The sequence below is a fragment of the Streptomyces sp. NBC_01320 genome (genome assembly GCF_035974375.1).
Taxonomy (GTDB): domain Bacteria; phylum Actinomycetota; class Actinomycetes; order Streptomycetales; family Streptomycetaceae; genus Streptomyces; species Streptomyces yanii.
This window is the reverse complement of the sequence record NZ_CP108390.1, coordinates 10081087-10096935: the sequence shown is the minus strand read 5'-3', so window position 1 is coordinate 10096935 and position 15849 is coordinate 10081087. Positions and strand designations below refer to the sequence as shown.

The window sequence follows — 15849 nt, the reverse complement described above, 5'->3', positions numbered from 1 at the left end:
TCGGTGCGGCTCCTCGAAGTACCGCCAGGAGCAGGCGAGTACGGCCCACGGTCAGCAGCGAGATCAGTGCCGCGAGTCCGAGCGCCATCGGGGCGCCGACCGGCACGATGCCCACGCTCCGGCCGCCCTGCGGCTTCCATCCGGCGTCGAACGGCCACCAGCGGTCCGCCCGCGCTTCACCGGGCGTCAGGGCAGATACGGCAGCAGCTTGTCCGGAGTGAGCGGGAGGCTGCGCAGCCGGGCTCCGGTGGCGTGCCGCACCGCGTTGCCGATGGCGGCCGCGGCCCCGACGATGCCGATCTCGCCGATGCCCTTGCTGCCCATCGGGTTGAGATGCGGGTCGTCCTCGTCGATCCAGTGCGCCTCGATCTCCGGGACGTCTGCGCAGACGGGCACGTGGTAGGAGGCGAGATCGTTCTGCGTGAAGTCGCCGAAGACGGGGTCGATCGTGCTGCCCTCGGTCAGCGCCATGCCGAGCCCCATGATCATGCCGCCGATGAACTGGGAGCGTGCGGTACGGGAGTTGAGGATGCGCCCGGCGGCGAAGACGCCGAGCATGCGGCGCACCCGGATCTCACCGGTACGGCTGTCGACGGCGACTTCGGCAAAGTGCGCGCCGAACGCATGCCGTGCGTAAGGGGATTGCACGGCCGTCTCCTCCGCTGTGTCGGCGGTGACCGTGAGGCCCTCGTCGGGCAGAGGTCCGGTGCGCTCGCGCAGGTGGCGTACCAGGGCGGTGGACGCCTTGTGCACGGACCAGCCCCAGGAGGCCGTACCCGCGGAACCGCCGGCCAGGGGCGCTTCGGGCAGCGCGCTGCTGCCGATGTCGATCCGGACGTCGGTCACGGGGGTGTCCAGCACGGACGCCGCGATCTGCGCGAGGACGGTGCGGGCGCCGGTGCCGATGTCCGTGGCATTGATCCTGATGCGGTAGGTGCCGTCGGCGGCGGCGTGTGCCGAGGCGCTGGAGCCGGCGATGTATACGGGGTACGTGGCGGAGGCGACGCCCGTGCCGAGCAGCAGTGGGCCTTCCGTTCGGACCGCGGGGCTCGGGTCGCGGTCGTACCAGCCGAACCGTGCGGCTCCCTCCTCCAGGCAGGCGGCGAGGCCACGGCTGCTGAAGGGGCGGCCTGTGTCGGGTTCGTGCGCGGGGTCGTTGCGCAGGCGCAGTTCGACGGGGTCGATACCGAGGGCCACGGCCAGCTCGTCCATGGCCGACTCCAGCGCGTACATGCCGGGGGCCTCGCCGGGTGCCCGCATCCACGAGGGGCTCGGCACGTCCAGGGCGGTCACCCGGTGGACGGTACGGCTGTGCCCGGACGAGTACATCGTGCGGGCCGGTACGGCTGCCTGTTCCACGAACTCCTTGACCGTGGAAGTGTGGGTGATGATCTCGTGGGCGAGCGAGGTGAGGGTGCCGTCGAGTTCCGCGCCGAGTCTGACGCGCTGCACGGTGGGGGCGCGGTGGCCCACGACGGCGGGCAGTTCGCGCCGCGGCAGGGCGAGCTTGACGGGGTGTCCGGTGTGGCGCGCGGCCATGGCGGCCAGCACCGCCTGCGGGCGCGCGGTGCCCTTGGAGCCGAAGCCGCCGCCGACGTGTTCGGAGACGACCGTGACCTGTTCGGGCCGGAGCCCGAACACGGTGGCCAGGGTGTCGCGAACCGTTCCGGTGCCCTGGCTGGAGTCGTACACGGTCAGCTGCCCGTCGTCCGTCCAATGGGCGGTGGCGGCGTGCGGTTCCATGGGGTGGTTGTGGAGGGGCCCGAGCGTGTATGTGGCGTCGATCTGTACGGGGGACATGGCGAAGGCGCGGTCGAAGTCGCCCCGTTCGCGAACGGCTGGGTATCCACCGTTCACCGTCTGCGGTGTGTACAGGCCCGGGTGGTCCTCGTCAAGCAGGACATCGTGCCCGACACTCTCGTACTCGATGCGAACGGCCTCGGCTCCGGCGCGGGCCGATTCGAGGGTGTCGGCCACCACGAGCGCGACGTGCCGGCCCCGGTGCGGGACCCAGGCGTCCTGGAGGACGGCGAGGACCGGGTCGTCGGGCTGCTTCAGCTTCGGGGCGTTCTCATGGGTGAGGACGGTGTGCACGCCGGGCAGGGCAAGTGCCTCGTCGGCGTGGATCGCCGTGATCCGGCCGCGTACGACGGTGGCCGGTACGGGCCAGGCGTACAGACAGCCCGGTGGAGTGTGCTCGGCGGCGTAGCGGGCGGCGCCGGTGACCTTGTCCCGGCCCTCGAGGCGGACCACGGGGCTGCCCAGCGGCTCGGGCGCGTCGCTCATGGTGGGAAGTCCACTTCCTCAGTTGCGGGCGGTGAGTGCGGCCAGCGCGTCGACGGCCAGGCTGCGGGCGAGCTCCACCTTGAATGCGTTGTCGCGCAGCGGCCGGGCGGCCGCGAGTTCGGCGTCCACAGCCCGGGTGAAGGTGTCGTCGGTGGTGGTGGCGCCCCGCAGGACCTCTTCCGCGGCGCGGGCGCGCCAGGGGCGATGGGCGAGCCCGCCGAAGGCCAGTGCTGCGTGCTCGATGCGGCCGTCGCGGGCGGTGACGACCGCGGCGACGGAGGCGAGCGCGAAGGCGTAGGAGGCGCGGTCGCGGGCCTTGCGGTAGACGGAGACGGCGCCCTCCGGACGCGGCGGCAACAGCACCTCGGTGATCAGCTCGCCCGGCCGGATCACGGTGTCGCGGTCAGGAGTGTCTCCCGGCAGCCGGTGGAAGTCGGTGACAGGAACGCTCCGCTCGCCGTCCGGGCCGTACAGCTGGACCGTGGCGTCGAGGGCGGCCAGGGCAACAGCCATGTCCGACGGATGGGTGGCGACACATGCCTCGGAGTGGCCGATGACCGCCAGGTCGCGGTGGGTGCCTTCACGGGCGGGGCAGCCGATGCCCGGCACCCGTTTGTTGCATGGCTTCGAGATGTCCTGAAAGTACGGGCATCGGGTGCGTTGCAACAGGTTTCCGCCGGTCGTGGCGGAGTTGCGGAGCTGCCCGGAGGCTCCGGAGAGCAGTGCCTGCGACAGGGCGGGGTAGCGGGTGCGCACGGCGTGGTGGGCGGCGAGGTCACTGTTGCGTACGGTCGCACCGATGCGCAGACCACCGTCGGAGGTGTCCGCCACCTGGTCCAGTGGCAGCCCCCTGACGTCGACGAGGAGATCCGGGGTCGCCACACCGAGCTTCATCAGGTCGATCAGATTGGTGCCCCCGCCGAGGAAGACTGCCCCCGGGTGTCGGGTCATCGCGCTGACCGCCTCGTCAGTGGTGCGGGCGCGCAGATATCCGAACGGTTTCACGGCGCCATGTCCTCGATCGCTTCGACGATGCGCGGGTAGGCGCCGCAGCGACACAGGTTGCCGCTCATCCGCTCCCGGATCTCGGGGGCGGTGAGCCGCGCCGGGGCGGAGCCGTCCTCTCCGCCCTCGGTGGCGTGGGACGGGAAGCCGTCCGCTGCTTCACCGAGCATGCCGACGGCCGAGCAGATCTGACCGGGTGTGCAGTAGCCGCACTGCAGGGCGTCCCTGGCCAGGAATGCCTCCTGGACGGGATGCAGCCGGTCACCGTCGGCGAGGCCCTCGACAGTCGTGATGCGGGCCCCGTCGTGCGCGACGGCGAGCAGCAGACAGCTGTTGGCGCGCCGGCCGTCGACAATGACGGTGCACGCCCCGCACTGGCCGTGGTCACAGCCCTTCTTGGCGCCTGTGAGGCCCAGATGTTCGCGCAGCGCGTCCAGGACGGTCGTGCGGTGATCGAGTGTCAGGCTCCGTTCCGCGCCGTTGATGTGCAGCGCCACGGCGGAACGGTGACGGGTCTCCCCCAGCTGTCCGGAACTGTTCTCCCGCTCGCTGGTGGGATCCACTCGCGCACACCTCTCATCACTGTGACTTTTGCGTGCTTTGTACCAGATGCGCTTCGACTTGTCCGGTTCATTGCCCCCGCGCCGGTACAGTTCTGCGCCCTACCGGCTCTCCAGCCGCAGGCGCACCTCCTCCTCCTGGTCACCGGAGACCGTTCCGACGACCTGTACCGTGAAGGCGTCCGCCAGGTGTTTCCTCAGCTCCTCGACCGCCCAGTAACCGCCCTGCACATCGACCTTCACGGGCTTGCCCAGCGCGACGGGACCCGAGACCACCAGCGCCTCGGACACGTCGACGGTCATGGTCCATACCGTGGGGCGCTTTCCCGCCAGGTCCTGCGGCACATCCACCAAGGCCCGGTCAGTGGCGAAGGCGGCCCGCAGGACGTCGAAGACCGTTCGTGCGTCATCCTTCGCGCATCCGCTGATGGCGACCGACACCTCCTTTCCGTACCGGTTCTCCTCCGTCTGCGACTGTGTGCTGTTCACCGGGGTTCCTTCCGCTCGGAGTTCTGCCGTACGTCCCCGCGCCGGGGACCGACGCCGTGGACCGGATCCTCGGCGGACGCGATGCCGGCCGCGAAGATCCCGAAGCGTATGCGGGCCGAACCCGCGAGCAGCGCGAGTCCGGCGCAGACGGCGGCCGCCCGGCGGTTCCCGAGCACGGCTGCTCCCGCGGCACCGTGCCACGGACTGATCGGTGAATCGGGAGCCCTCTCCAGGCTCACCCCACAACTGGGTGTCGGCGACACGAGAAGGACGGTGGCGGATGTGCGCGGCAGCCGTGACGCCCGAGCCACCGGACCCGACGGAAAACGACGTCCGGACAGACCGCTCCGCCAGGGGGAGGAACAGCATGTCCGCCGCCCGGCCATCAGGACCACCGAGCAACGAAACTTTTTTCAACCTATATCCACTTAAAACATGAATTGACAGACATTACCGAGTGACATCCTCGTGCCGGGGTATTCGGCATGCATGGACGTTTCGAACGGAGCCCTCGGTTCCCTGGCCCTGGCCCTGCCCCTTGCGGACGGACGGGGCGCGACCGGGGTGGTGATGCCGATTGTCGGAGTGGCCCTGGTGGCCATGCTGATCGGTGCTTTCTGGCTGGGAATGCGGCGCCGGGACCAGGAACTGCCGCCGCCCCGGCCCGACGAGCAGCCGCCGCGGCCGGACCACCGGACCCACCTCGAAGAGCATGACATCCACGGCGACGACAGCTTTCCAGCCGACGGACGGGGACTTTGGCCCTACGAACTCGGTGACCACGGGAACGAGCCCATTCCCCGGGAGCACGGGAGCGAGCCCATTCCCCGGGAGAAGGACGAGCCACGCGACTGAAACGGAATCCGACGCGACCGGCTCCACCCCCCGTGACCGGGGGAAGCACGGGCACACTGTCCTGCCCGGCCCGTCGGCGGATCCATGGGTGTCTCTTCCCGGTCCCCCGGTCCGACCGCCGCACATCTCCGCGAGCTTCTGCTGCCCACGCGCCGGCGCGTGTCACCGACATCCGCACACGGCTGCGGCAGAAGGTGGGACGTCGTCGCCCCGCGCAGCCATGTGCCCGGGCCGCCGCTCGTGTCGCAGGTGACGGCATCCTGCCTTCCCCGCTTCGGGGCCCGGTGAACCAGGTCCGGTCAGATCGCAGGACCCGCGCCACCGTGCACGTGGCGCTCTTCCTGCCGGCCGCATTGCGGCGCGGTGGGCATCTTCGCCGTCCGCAGCTGCGTGTCGTTCTTCCGGGGCTTCGAGGCTCTGATCGCGAACGACCAGGAGTCCCCAGCGGGTATGGCGCGGGACTGATCGTCCTCGGTGTCGCCCTGCTGTGCGCCGCCCCCGGGCGGAGTGCGACCTGCTGCCCGCCGGAAGGGGACGGACCCGGCGCGTGTTGCGGGAGTGAGCGACCGAAGTGAGGCTGGTAGAGGCCCGACGGCCACCGGCACACGCATGCCGCAGACCCGACGAAGGCAGTGGGACCATGACCGGAAGCAAACCCAGGACGGTGTCCGCGCCGGCTGCGCTCACAGGGTCGGCGGCCCCCTGCTGGGTCAACCTCATGACCCGCGACCTGGAATCGGCGCAGGGGTTCTACAGCGCCGTCCTGGGCTGGACCTTCCGTGCGGGCAAGCTGGGGCAGGAATTCTCCGTAGCGCGCCGCGACGACGTGCCCGTGGCCGGCATCGCCGCGGTGGCGACCGCCTATCAGGTCGCCGTCGTCTGGACGCCCTATTTCGCCGTCCCGGACGCGGACGTGACCGCCTCGCGCATCCGCGAACGCAGCGGAACGGTCGCGGTGGGGCCGCTGGCCCTCGGCAAGGGGCGCGGGGCTCTGGCGGCGGATCGCGACGGCGCCGTGTTCGGCTTCTGGGAGCGCACGGCGCCGGCGACCTCTCCCCCGGCGCCGGACAACTACTCGCACGCATGGCTCCGGCTGCGCACCAGGAGCGCCTTCGAAGCGGCGATCTTCTACGGTGAGGTCCTCGACTGGGCGACCGGACGCCCCGGCTGCTGCGAGGTGTCGTACGCAAAGGACGAGGTCATCGTGGAGTGCGGCGGCAGGCAGCTCGCCCGCATCAGCTCGGGGGCGGTCGAGGCGGCACCCGATCCGCTGATCCGTCCGCACTGGCAGGTCCACTTCCCGGTGGACGATGTGGCGGCGGCGGTGTCCACGGCGCGCGAGCACGGCGGCTCGGTCGTCGAGGAGCGGTCGACGACCGAGGGCAGCGAGGCCACGCTGCTGGATCCGGACGGTGGACTGTTCACCGTCACGGACGTCCGGAACCCGACCGCGGAGATCGTGGAGGTCACGGAGGTGGCGGAGGACGCGTAGACCGGCTGGGAAGGAACTGTTCCGTATCCCCTCCCGCGTACTCACTCGACGGCCCGGCGCCGGCTCGCCTACGATCTTGAGTACGGCATCGCGCGTCGGTCACCGGCCGGGTGAGGCGTGGAGGTGCCCGTGAGATGCCCGTTGGAGGCATTCCACAGTGTCAGTCGAGTTGAATCACACCATCATTCACGCCCGGGACAACCGGGAATCCGCCGAATTCCTGGCGAACATCCTCGGTCTGGAAATCGGCGCGGAATGGGGTCCGTTCATCCCGGTCGCCACCGCGAACGGGGTCACGCTGGATTTCGCGACCATTCCCACCGAGTCGATCATCGCACAGCATTACGCCTTCCTGACCTCGGAGGCGGAGTTCGACACGGCGTACGCCCGCATCAAGGATCTCGGGATCACCTATTGGGCCGATCCGCACCGGAAGCATCCGGGCGAGATCAACCACAATGACGGCGGCCGGGGTATCTACTTCCTGGATCCCTCCGGCCATGCCATGGAGATCATCACGCGTCCCTACGGCGGCTTCGCCTCGTAGCGGGGCCCGGCACACGAGGCGTTCAGCCGGGACCGGGTATCCGGGTCCCGGCTGAACGCCTCGTGCGGTCCATCAGCCGACCGGGAGCATCAGCTCGGGCCGGTCCCACATCACGGCGGGCGGACGGGCCGCCTCGGTGCCGGTCCGCCGGGCACCCACACTGCGGTAGAAGCCCTCGGCAGGCGGATGCGAAACGATGCGGACGCCGGCGAGTCCGGCATTCCGCGCCTCGCCGCGCAGATGCCCGATGAGCAGGCGGCCGATCCCGAGGCCCTGGGCGTCGTCGGCGACGAACATGAGGTCCAGTTCCGGGGGGTCGAGGATCAGGGAGTAAAAGCCGAGCAGGCGGCCGGAACCGGACTCTGCCGACTCGACGGCGGCAAACACCCGATGGGTCTCGATGTAGTCGGCTCCCACCCGGTATCCGGCGACCATGGGCGCATAAGGCCCCTCGTAGGCACGGGAGTTCCTGACCAGTCGGGTGAGACGCTTCGCGTCGCCCACCGTCGCCCGCCGGACCCGCACCGCACCGCGACCCGCCTCGCCACTCGACGGCGTAACACTCGATCTCATAGAGGGAGTATTACGCATCAGGAGACAGGCCGCCGCCCCTACCTACACCGAGCCGCGTCCGGCATGCCACTCCCCGACCACCGCGTCGATGTCGAACGGGCGCAGATTCAGCAGCGGCCCCGGCGGCGGCCGCCGGATCGCCGCCTCGATCTTCGCGTTGACCTCGGTGAGCATCCGGCGCACCTCGGCCTCCGAACGGGCTCCGGACACCGCCTCGCGCACATCCTCCGCCTCCTTGCGCAGGGCCAGTGCCGGCGGGAGCACCGATACGCCTTCGCGCTGCATCTTCGCCTTGATCCACCAGGCATCGTCGTACGGGCGGTCGATATCGGGCAGCGGCTTGCCGAAACCCGGCAGTTGGGAGAAGTCGCCGCGCTCCTCGGAATCGCGGATCTGCTTGTCGACCCATGATTCGAAGCTGACGCCCGGGGGTTTGCGCTCGGTCACCGTACGCCCCTCTCGGAGATTCCATGATCCCGCCCCCCACGATACCGAGGGGCGGCCCCTCAGTGCTGGTGCCCGCTGTTCTGGTGCTGGTGCCCGCTGTTCTGGTGCCCGCTGTTCGCCCCGGTCCGGGACCTCACCGAGGGTTCCACCTCGACCGTGAAGGCGGCGGTGCGGACCTTGCCCTCGTGCTGGAAGTCGAGGAACAGGCGGTACGTGCCCGCGCTGGGCGCCGTCGCCGTGAAGGAGACCGCCGGTCCGGGACCGCCGCCGTTCGGGTGGACGTGCAGATAGGCGAGGTCGCCCGAGCGCAGGGCGACCAGGTGCCCGTAAGCGCCGAGATAGGGCTGCAGATCGGTGACCGGCTTTCCGTTGCGGCTGATGGTCAGTTCGAGTTCGCTCTCCCGGCCGGCCCGGAGTTCGCCACCGAGGGCGACCCGGTAGTCCTCGACCTCGGCCGTGGTGCGGGCGACGGGCGGAGCGGCGGGGCGGTAGGCGCCGGAGACCGGGAGAGCCGCGCCCAGCGTGAGGTTCTCGGCGCCTTCGGCGGCCGGGGTGAAGTCCGCGAATACCCGGTAGTCACCGGCTTTCGGTAGATCGACGGAGGTCGACCAGGTGCCGTCGGCCGCGCGGACGGGGTGCAGATGCCGGTACTCGGTGAGGTCGCGCGAGGCGAGGATGAAATGCAGTTCCTTGCCGTGTTCGCGCCGGAAAGCAGTGACCTTGCGACCGGCGTCGTCCTCGATCGCGAACCGGATCCCGGTTCGGCCGCCCGCGGCGACTGCGGGCGTTTCGAGCGCCAGCGTGTAGCCGTCCTCGGATATCTGCAGTCCGCCGGGCCCGTGCTCGGCGGCGCCGTCCCGCTCGGCGGCGCCGTCCGGCTCGGTGGCGCCGTCCCGCTCGGTGGCGCCGTGGCCGCTGTGCTGCTGCGGCGCGTGAGCGCCGGTGGAGACCAGCGGGTCGGCCCCCTTACCGACGCCGTACGCCGTCCCGAAGGTCGCGGCAAGCGCGGCAGCAAAGACGGTGATCTTCAGTCCGTTGTTCATGACGGCCTCCATCGACGGGGAAGCGGGCGCTTCCAACAGGTCAACAACATACCCCCTAGGGGTATCAAGTCAACCCGCGGATGCCCTGTCGACGGCCGGTTCCGGGATCAGGTGGAGACCACGAGACGGCTCCGCAGCCGCTCCACCACGGGCTCGGGGATCCGCAGCCCGTCGCGCACATATCCGTCGAGCCCACCCCACCGCTCGTCCATGGCATCCAGGGCTACGTCGAGATAGCGGGGGCGGACCTCGATGATCGCGGCGGCGATCTCCGGGTCGCCCCCTGCGTCCAGGAAGCCCTGCACATACGGACGGAAGGCGGTCCGCACCACCGGGTTCACAGCAAGGAACTCGGCACGTACGACCTCGCGCGACGCCCCGACCATCAGCAGGAGCAACGCGGTGGCCCAGCCGGTGCGGTCCTTGCCCGCCGTGCAGTGGAAGAGCACCGGACGGGCCCTGTCGTCCGCGGCCGTCTCGACGAAGGCCCGGTACGCGGCCGAGGCGCCCGGCGACAGCACCATCTGCCGGTATGTCTGCGCGAACAGCTCCTCGGCCTTTCCGCCCCCGAGCAATTCGTCCGCGGCCACCCGGTCGGCGAGCAACGCGCGCAGCCGGGCGGGTGCCACACCCGGCTTGTCACCGAGGACGTCGGCGACGAACAGCCGGGCCCCCGGCGGCAGACGGTCCGGGGCCGACGTGCGCTCATCCGCGGTCCGCAGGTCGACGACCGTGCGGATACCGAGGGCGGTCACTGCCGGGTCGTGCACCGTGTCGAGCTCACTGAGCTGACCGGAGCGCACTACAGCACCGGGCCGGACGCGGCGGTCGGGACCCAACGAAATGCCGCCGAGGTCGCGCATATTGATGACGGTGGCTGCCGGAACGGGCCTGGCGGTCTGCACGATGAACTTCCCCTCACCCCGGACACGGCTGATGAATTGATTCGGCTCGGCCGAATCAACTCGCAGACTGCCGGGAGATCGACAAAGGAAAACGCCGGGAACGGGGCGGTGGGCGGCGGCCGGGTCAGCCTGCCAGAATCTTCGCCTTCTGCGCCTCGAACTCGGCTTCGGTCAGAACGCCTTGCTTCTTCAGCTCGGCCAGCCGTTCCAGTCGGTCGAGGAGGTCGTCCGCCGCAGGCGCGGACGGTGCCATCTGCTGTTGCATGGACTGTTGCTGTTGTACGGCCCGCTGTTCCTCCACCTGTTGCTGTGCGACCACCTCCTGGGCTCCCCACTTCGCCTGCTGACGCCTCTGGACCCGTCCACCGACCGCCGATGCGGTTCCGGCGACGGCGGCTGTGCGCGCCACGGTGCCCAGCAGTCCCGGTCCGCGGCGGTTCATGCCCGGTCCTCGGAAAATCGGCATGATGTGCGCCCCTTCCAGTGCGATGCGGTGATGACGACGGTTGGCGGGCGGGGCGGGTTCAGCCGGCGGAACCGGAGGCGGCCACGGCCGCTTCCGCGACGTCGGCCGGGATCCGCTCATGGGCCACCAGCCGGCCGCCCGAGGCGCGAACGGCCTCCGTGAGCGGTACCGCCCACAGGTCCTCCCACACGATCAGCGCGGCGGAGCTGCCCCGCGGAACGCTCTCTCCGAGGGCGCGGATGTCCTCGCTGTTCAGCAGGCCGCTGACCACTCCCTCGACCGGCTCGAAGGACACCAGGTCATCAGGGTCCAGGTCCTCCAGTTCGACCAATTCGAGCGTGCCGTCCTCGGCGCGGTACACAAACGTGAGGTCGAGAATCCGCACCGCCTTCGACGCGACCGCGTCCGCCAGCGCCGGCGCGATGGCCCCGGTGAAACGACTGCCGGGGAATGCGACGACGAGGTACTCCACTGGTCCCACAGCCACGGGCGTTTCCTCTCCTGAGGGATGGAATGTCTGCAGCATAACTTCGGTCATTTACTGTCGCACTGTGACAATTTGCCTGCGGCGGCGACCTCTGTGGCCGCCCGGGCAGAAGGCGACGGGGCGTACGCCGCGCTGGACAGGGGGCCCAGGTGCGGGAAGAGCGCGCCGGTCCGGGGCGTCCGGGCGCCACCGCGACCGTGCGAGGCCGGCGAGGTGACGCCGAGGCGGAACGCGGCTACGGCGCGCAGGGTGAGGCCATACGTTTCGTCCTCGGAACGCGCCAGGTCCCGGCCGCCAGTGGGACGACAGCCGCTTTCGTCGCGAGGGGTCGCGGCCCCTCCGGCGTCCACCCAGTGGCGGGCGCGGGAAAGCCCCCCAGCAGACACGCACGCCCACCCAATCACACAGGACCGCACATGCGATATGACTCCCAGAATGATCTCGCAATTGCGATGCGGGAAGCGAATTCATGGCGCACATGCCAACAAGGATTCAGGAAGCACCGAGGTCTTGACGGCTCTCCGGCTACGCCACTGTCCGTACTGGATCAAGCGCGTTGAGAGAGGGCAAGGTCACAGGCGGTCCCCCTGCTGCTCATCTGAGCCTTCGCCTAGCATCCAGGCATGACGGTCCTGCCTGCTGACGGGCTTTCGTTGGCCGCCGAGTTCCCTGATCCAGCCCATGAGCAGTGGCAGAGCCTTGTCGAAGGTGTGCTGCGCAAGTCGGGCAAGGATGTCTCGGGTTCGGCCGCCGAGGAAGCGTTGTCCACCACGGTGGAGGACGGGCTCATCACCCGCCCTCTCTACACCTCGCGCGATGACGCGCCCGATGCCGGATATCCGGGTTTCGCTCCCTTCACCCGCGGCAGCAAGGCCGCGGGCAACGCGGCGGGCGGCTGGGACGTGAGGCAGCGGCACAGCCTGACGGATCCGGCCCGGCTGAACGAGGCCGTGCTCGCGGATCTGGAGAACGGTGCCACGTCCCTGTGGCTGACCGTCGGCGGTACCTCGGGTGTGCCGGTGTCCGGTCTGGCGCGGGCGCTGGACGGTGTCCACCTCGATCTGGCTCCCCTCGCGATCGACGCGGGCGGTGAACTCGACGCCGCGGCAGCGGAACTGCTCCGGCTGTATCAGGGGCGCGGGGTTGCCGCGGCATCGGTGCGCGGCAGTCTCGGCGCGGATCCGCTGGGGCAGGCGGCGCGCAGCGGCGATGCTCCGGACCTGACGGCCGCCGTGCACTGGGCGGAGCGGTGCGCGAAGGAGTACCCCGGGCTGCGGGCTCTGACGGTGGACGCGCTGCCGTACCACGAGGCCGGTGGCTCGGCCGCCCAGGAACTGGGCAGTTCGCTGGCCACGGGTGTGACCTATCTGCGTGCGCTGACCGCGGCGGGGCTCTCCGTCGAGGCGGCCTGCGCGCAGATGGAGTTCCGGTACGCGGCGACGGCCGACCAGTTCCTGACCATCGCCAAGTTGCGGGCGGCGCGCCGGCTGTGGGCGCGGGTCGCCGAGGTGTGCGGGGCTCCGGGCGCCGGTGCGCAGCGTCAGCACGCGGTGACGTCGCCGGTGATGATGACGCGGCGCGATCCATGGGTGAACATACTGCGGACGACGCTGGCGTGTCTGGGCGCGGGAGTCGGCGGGGCCGACTCCGTCACCGTGCTGCCGTTCGATCACGCGCTGGGCCTGCCGGACGCGTTCGCACGGCGCATCGCCCGCAATACGTCGACGATCCTGCTGGAGGAGTCGCATCTGGCCCGGGTCATCGACCCGGCGGGCGGCTCGTGGTACGTGGAGCGACTGACATCCGAACTCGCCGACGCGGCCTGGGCGTTCTTCCAGGAGATCGAGCGCGCGGGCGGCCAGGCCTCGGCGCTGGGCTCCGGCCTGGTCGGTGAGCGGCTGGCGGCCACCTGGGCGGCGCGCAGCAAGGATCTGGCTCGGCGCAAGGAGCCGATCACCGGGGTCAGTGAGTTCCCTCAGCTGGCGGAGCGTCAGCTGGAGCGCGAGACGGCTCCCGGCGCCGCCGGCGCGTCGGGCGGTCTGCCCGTGGTCCGTCGTGACGAGGCGTTCGAGGCGCTTCGCGCGCGGTCGGACGCCCATCTGGCGGCGACGGGCAGCCGCCCACGGGTGTTCCTCGCCGCGCTCGGACCCGCGTCGGCACACACCGCGCGAGCCTCGTTCGCCGCCAACCTGTTCCAGGCGGGCGGGATCGAGCCCGTGCACGACCCGCTGTCGGTGGACGCGTCGACGGCCGCCGGAGCCTTCGCCGCCAGTGGGGCAGGTGTGACGGTGCTCTGTTCCAGCGACGCGCTCTACGCCGAGCAGGCCGGTGCCGTGGCCTCGGCGCTGCGCGCGGCCGGTGCGCAGCAGGTCTTCCTCGCGGGCCGGCCCGCCGAGTATCCCGATGTCGACGCGTACGTCTTCGCGGGCTGCGATGTGGTGGCCGTGCTCTCCTCCGTTCTCGACCGTATGGGTGTGGCGTAATGCGGATCCCCGACTTCTCCGACATCGAACTCGGGCCCGGCGCCGGCGCCGAGGGGTCCGAGGACCAGTGGCGCACAGCGGTGAAGGAGTCCACCGGCGACCCCGAAGGTGATCTGCTGTGGGAGACGCCGGAGGGCATCTCGGTCAAGCCGCTGTACACCGGGCGTGACCTGGAAGGGCTCGACTTCCTCGGCACCTACCCCGGTATGGCCCCCTATCTGCGCGGTCCCTACCCGACGATGTACGTCAACCAGCCCTGGACGATCCGACAGTACGCGGGCTTCTCCACGGCCGAGGAGTCCAACGCCTTCTACCGCCGCAACCTCGCGGCCGGGCAGAAGGGACTCTCCGTCGCCTTCGACCTGCCGACCCACCGCGGCTACGACAGCGACCATCCGCGGGTGACCGGCGATGTCGGCATGGCGGGCGTGGCGATCGACTCGATCTATGACATGCGCCAGCTGTTCGACGGCATTCCGCTGGACCGTATGACGGTGTCGATGACGATGAACGGCGCGGTGCTCCCCGTACTCGCGCTGTACATCGTGGCCGCCGAGGAGCAGGGCGTACCGCCCGAGAAGCTGGCCGGGACCATTCAGAACGACATCCTCAAGGAGTTCATGGTCCGCAACACCTACATCTATCCGCCGAAGCCCTCGATGCGGATCATCTCCGACATCTTCGCGTACACCTCGCAGAAGATGCCGCGCTACAACTCGATCTCCATCTCCGGCTATCACATCCAGGAAGCGGGTGCGACGGCCGACCTGGAGCTGGCATACACCCTCGCGGACGGAGTGGAGTATCTGAGGGCCGGGCGGGACGCCGGTCTCGATGTCGACGCGTTCGCACCGCGGCTGTCCTTCTTCTGGGCCATCGGCATGAACTTCTTCATGGAGATCGCGAAGCTGCGGGCGGCCCGGCTGCTCTGGGCGAAGCTGGTCAAGGAGTTCGACCCGAAGAACGCCAAGTCCCTGTCGCTGCGCACCCATTCGCAGACATCGGGATGGTCGCTCACCGCTCAGGACGTGTTCAACAACGTCACACGGACCTGTGTGGAGGCGATGGCCGCCACCCAGGGGCACACGCAGTCGCTGCACACCAACGCCCTCGACGAGGCCCTCGCGTTGCCGACGGACTTCTCGGCGCGGATCGCCCGGAACACCCAGCTGCTGCTGCAGCAGGAGTCGGGTACCGGCCGGGTCATCGACCCGTGGGGCGGCAGCGCGTACGTGGAGAAGCTGACGTACGACCTGGCGCGACGGGCGTGGCAGCACATCGAGGAGGTCGAGGCGGCGGGCGGGATGGCGCAGGCCATCGACGCGGGCATCCCGAAGCTCCGGGTGGAGGAGGCCGCGGCCCGTACGCAGGCCCGGATCGACTCCGGGCGGCAGCCGGTGATCGGCGTCAACAAGTACCGGGTGGAGACCGATGAGCAGATCGATGTGCTCAAGGTCGACAACTCCTCGGTGCGCGCCCAGCAGATCGAGAAGCTGCGGCGGCTGCGCGCGGAGCGCGACGAGGGGGCCTGCCAGGCGTCGCTGCGAGCGCTGACGGCGGCTGCCGAGCGCGGTCCCGGCCAGTGCCTCGACGGCAATCTGCTGGCGCTCGCGGTCGACGCGGCCCGCGCGATGGCCACGGTCGGCGAGATCTCGGACGCTCTGGAGAAGGTGTACGGGAGGCACGCCGGCCAGATCCGTACGATCTCCGGTGTGTACCGCAACGAGGCTGGGGAGTCACCTTCCGTGGACCGTACCCGGACGCTGGTCGACCGGTTCGAGGAGGCGGAGGGGCGCCGTCCGCGCATCCTGGTCGCCAAGATGGGCCAGGACGGCCACGACCGGGGTCAGAAAGTGATCTCGACGGCCTTCGCCGACCTGGGCTTCGACGTCGACGTCGGCCCGCTGTTCCAGACGCCGGCGGAGGTGGCGCGGCAGGCGGTCGAGGCGGACGTCCACATCGTGGGTGTCTCCTCGCTGGCGGCCGGACATCTCACCCTCGTACCGGCGCTCCGTGAGGAGCTGGCCGCCGAGGGCCGCGACGACATCATGATCGTCGTGGGCGGGGTGATCCCGCCGCAGGACGTCGAGGCGCTGCACGAGGCGGGTGCGACGGCTGTGTTCCCTCCCGGCACGGTGATCCCCGACGCCGCCTTCGATCTGGTGACGCGCCTCGGTGCCGCGCTCGGCCATGAGCTGTGAGCCGCTGACC

The 15849-nt window shown here is 70.1% G+C and carries 16 protein-coding genes; 5 read left to right on the top strand and 11 right to left on the bottom strand.

Annotation, left to right across the window (positions count from 1 at the left end; translation table 11 throughout):
* Window positions 1–186 precede the first annotated feature (186 nt).
* The 5 genes from OG395_RS45885 to OG395_RS45865 form a co-directional block, all read right to left on the bottom strand.
* Window positions 187–2286 carry a xanthine dehydrogenase family protein molybdopterin-binding subunit gene (locus OG395_RS45885; protein WP_327248216.1) on the bottom strand — a complete coding sequence of 700 codons (2100 nt, stop codon included), beginning with the start codon at window positions 2284–2286 and terminating at the stop codon, window positions 187–189.
* Between the two features lie 18 nt (window positions 2287–2304).
* A complete protein-coding gene (locus tag OG395_RS45880) occupies window positions 2305–3291 on the bottom strand; it encodes an FAD binding domain-containing protein (protein ID WP_327248215.1) in 987 nt (328 codons plus the stop codon).
* The gene (locus OG395_RS45875) at window positions 3288–3854 is read right to left on the bottom strand and encodes a 2Fe-2S iron-sulfur cluster-binding protein (RefSeq protein WP_442818677.1); all 567 of its coding nucleotides are present in this window, start codon (window positions 3852–3854) and stop codon (window positions 3288–3290) included. Before OG395_RS45875 ends, OG395_RS45880 begins: the two co-directional genes overlap by 4 nt.
* Before the next feature lie 99 nt (window positions 3855–3953).
* Window positions 3954–4340 (bottom strand): hypothetical protein, encoded by a 387-nt coding sequence (locus OG395_RS45870; RefSeq protein ID WP_327248214.1) that lies wholly within the window; start codon window positions 4338–4340, stop codon window positions 3954–3956.
* On the bottom strand, window positions 4337–4516 hold the full coding sequence (locus OG395_RS45865) for a hypothetical protein (protein WP_327248213.1): 180 nt from the start codon (window positions 4514–4516) through the stop codon (window positions 4337–4339). The genes OG395_RS45870 and OG395_RS45865 overlap by 4 nt, the downstream gene beginning before the upstream one ends.
* 313 nt (window positions 4517–4829) lie before the next feature.
* Between OG395_RS45865 and OG395_RS45860 the strand changes: the two genes are divergently transcribed.
* The 3 genes from OG395_RS45860 to OG395_RS45850 all read left to right on the top strand — a co-directional run bounded on the left by OG395_RS45860 (window position 4830) and on the right by OG395_RS45850 (window position 7234).
* Window positions 4830–5195 (top strand): DUF6479 family protein, encoded by a 366-nt coding sequence (locus OG395_RS45860; protein ID WP_327248212.1) that lies wholly within the window; start codon window positions 4830–4832, stop codon window positions 5193–5195.
* A gap of 640 nt (window positions 5196–5835) precedes the next feature.
* A complete protein-coding gene (locus OG395_RS45855; RefSeq protein ID WP_327248211.1) occupies window positions 5836–6687 on the top strand; it encodes a VOC family protein in 852 nt (283 codons plus the stop codon).
* Between the two features lie 157 nt (window positions 6688–6844).
* The gene (locus OG395_RS45850; RefSeq protein ID WP_327248210.1) at window positions 6845–7234 is read left to right on the top strand and encodes a VOC family protein; all 390 of its coding nucleotides are present in this window, start codon (window positions 6845–6847) and stop codon (window positions 7232–7234) included.
* A gap of 72 nt (window positions 7235–7306) precedes the next feature.
* Here OG395_RS45850 and OG395_RS45845 read toward each other — a convergent pair whose 3' ends face one another.
* From OG395_RS45845 to OG395_RS45820, 6 genes are all read right to left on the bottom strand, one after another.
* Entirely contained in the window at window positions 7307–7807 is a 501-nt protein-coding gene (locus OG395_RS45845; RefSeq protein WP_327248209.1) for a GNAT family N-acetyltransferase, read from the bottom strand.
* Window positions 7808–7849: 42 nt separating this feature from the next.
* Window positions 7850–8254 (bottom strand): J-domain-containing protein, encoded by a 405-nt coding sequence (locus OG395_RS45840; protein ID WP_327248208.1) that lies wholly within the window; start codon window positions 8252–8254, stop codon window positions 7850–7852.
* Window positions 8255–8313: 59 nt separating this feature from the next.
* The gene (locus OG395_RS45835; protein ID WP_327248207.1) at window positions 8314–9297 is read right to left on the bottom strand and encodes a hypothetical protein; all 984 of its coding nucleotides are present in this window, start codon (window positions 9295–9297) and stop codon (window positions 8314–8316) included.
* A gap of 107 nt (window positions 9298–9404) precedes the next feature.
* A complete protein-coding gene (locus OG395_RS45830) occupies window positions 9405–10202 on the bottom strand; it encodes a tyrosine-protein phosphatase (RefSeq protein WP_327248206.1) in 798 nt (265 codons plus the stop codon).
* Window positions 10203–10326: 124 nt separating this feature from the next.
* Window positions 10327–10644, bottom strand: a complete 318-nt coding sequence (locus tag OG395_RS45825) for an SHOCT domain-containing protein (protein WP_327248205.1) — start codon at window positions 10642–10644, stop codon at window positions 10327–10329.
* Between the two features lie 82 nt (window positions 10645–10726).
* Window positions 10727–11140, bottom strand: coding sequence for a DUF6325 family protein (locus tag OG395_RS45820; protein ID WP_327249671.1), 414 nt, complete (start codon window positions 11138–11140; stop codon window positions 10727–10729).
* Window positions 11141–11778: 638 nt separating this feature from the next.
* On the opposite strand from OG395_RS45820, the gene mutA reads away from it, so the two are divergent.
* Together mutA and scpA are read left to right on the top strand one after the other, a co-directional pair.
* The gene (gene mutA / locus OG395_RS45815; RefSeq protein ID WP_327248204.1) at window positions 11779–13638 is read left to right on the top strand and encodes a methylmalonyl-CoA mutase small subunit; all 1860 of its coding nucleotides are present in this window, start codon (window positions 11779–11781) and stop codon (window positions 13636–13638) included.
* Entirely contained in the window at window positions 13638–15839 is a 2202-nt protein-coding gene (scpA, locus tag OG395_RS45810) for a methylmalonyl-CoA mutase (protein WP_327248203.1), read from the top strand. Before mutA ends, scpA begins: the two co-directional genes overlap by 1 nt.
* Window positions 15840–15849: the final 10 nt, after the last annotated feature.

Excerpts from the sequence above, each read along its gene's own strand:
- scpA (WP_327248203.1), top strand. The coding sequence starts at position 13,638 with ATGCGGATCCCCGACTTCTCCGACATCGAACTCGGGCCCGGCGCCGGC.
- OG395_RS45860 (WP_327248212.1), top strand. The coding sequence starts at position 4,830 with ATGGACGTTTCGAACGGAGCCCTCGGTTCCCTGGCCCTGGCCCTGCCC.
- OG395_RS45855 (WP_327248211.1), top strand. The coding sequence starts at position 5,836 with ATGACCGGAAGCAAACCCAGGACGGTGTCCGCGCCGGCTGCGCTCACA.
- OG395_RS45885 (WP_327248216.1), bottom strand. The coding sequence starts at position 2,286 with ATGAGCGACGCGCCCGAGCCGCTGGGCAGCCCCGTGGTCCGCCTCGAG.
- OG395_RS45845 (WP_327248209.1), bottom strand. The coding sequence starts at position 7,807 with ATGAGATCGAGTGTTACGCCGTCGAGTGGCGAGGCGGGTCGCGGTGCG.
- mutA (WP_327248204.1), top strand. The coding sequence starts at position 11,779 with ATGACGGTCCTGCCTGCTGACGGGCTTTCGTTGGCCGCCGAGTTCCCT.
- OG395_RS45825 (WP_327248205.1), bottom strand. The coding sequence starts at position 10,644 with ATGAACCGCCGCGGACCGGGACTGCTGGGCACCGTGGCGCGCACAGCC.
- OG395_RS45835 (WP_327248207.1), bottom strand. The coding sequence starts at position 9,297 with ATGAACAACGGACTGAAGATCACCGTCTTTGCTGCCGCGCTTGCCGCG.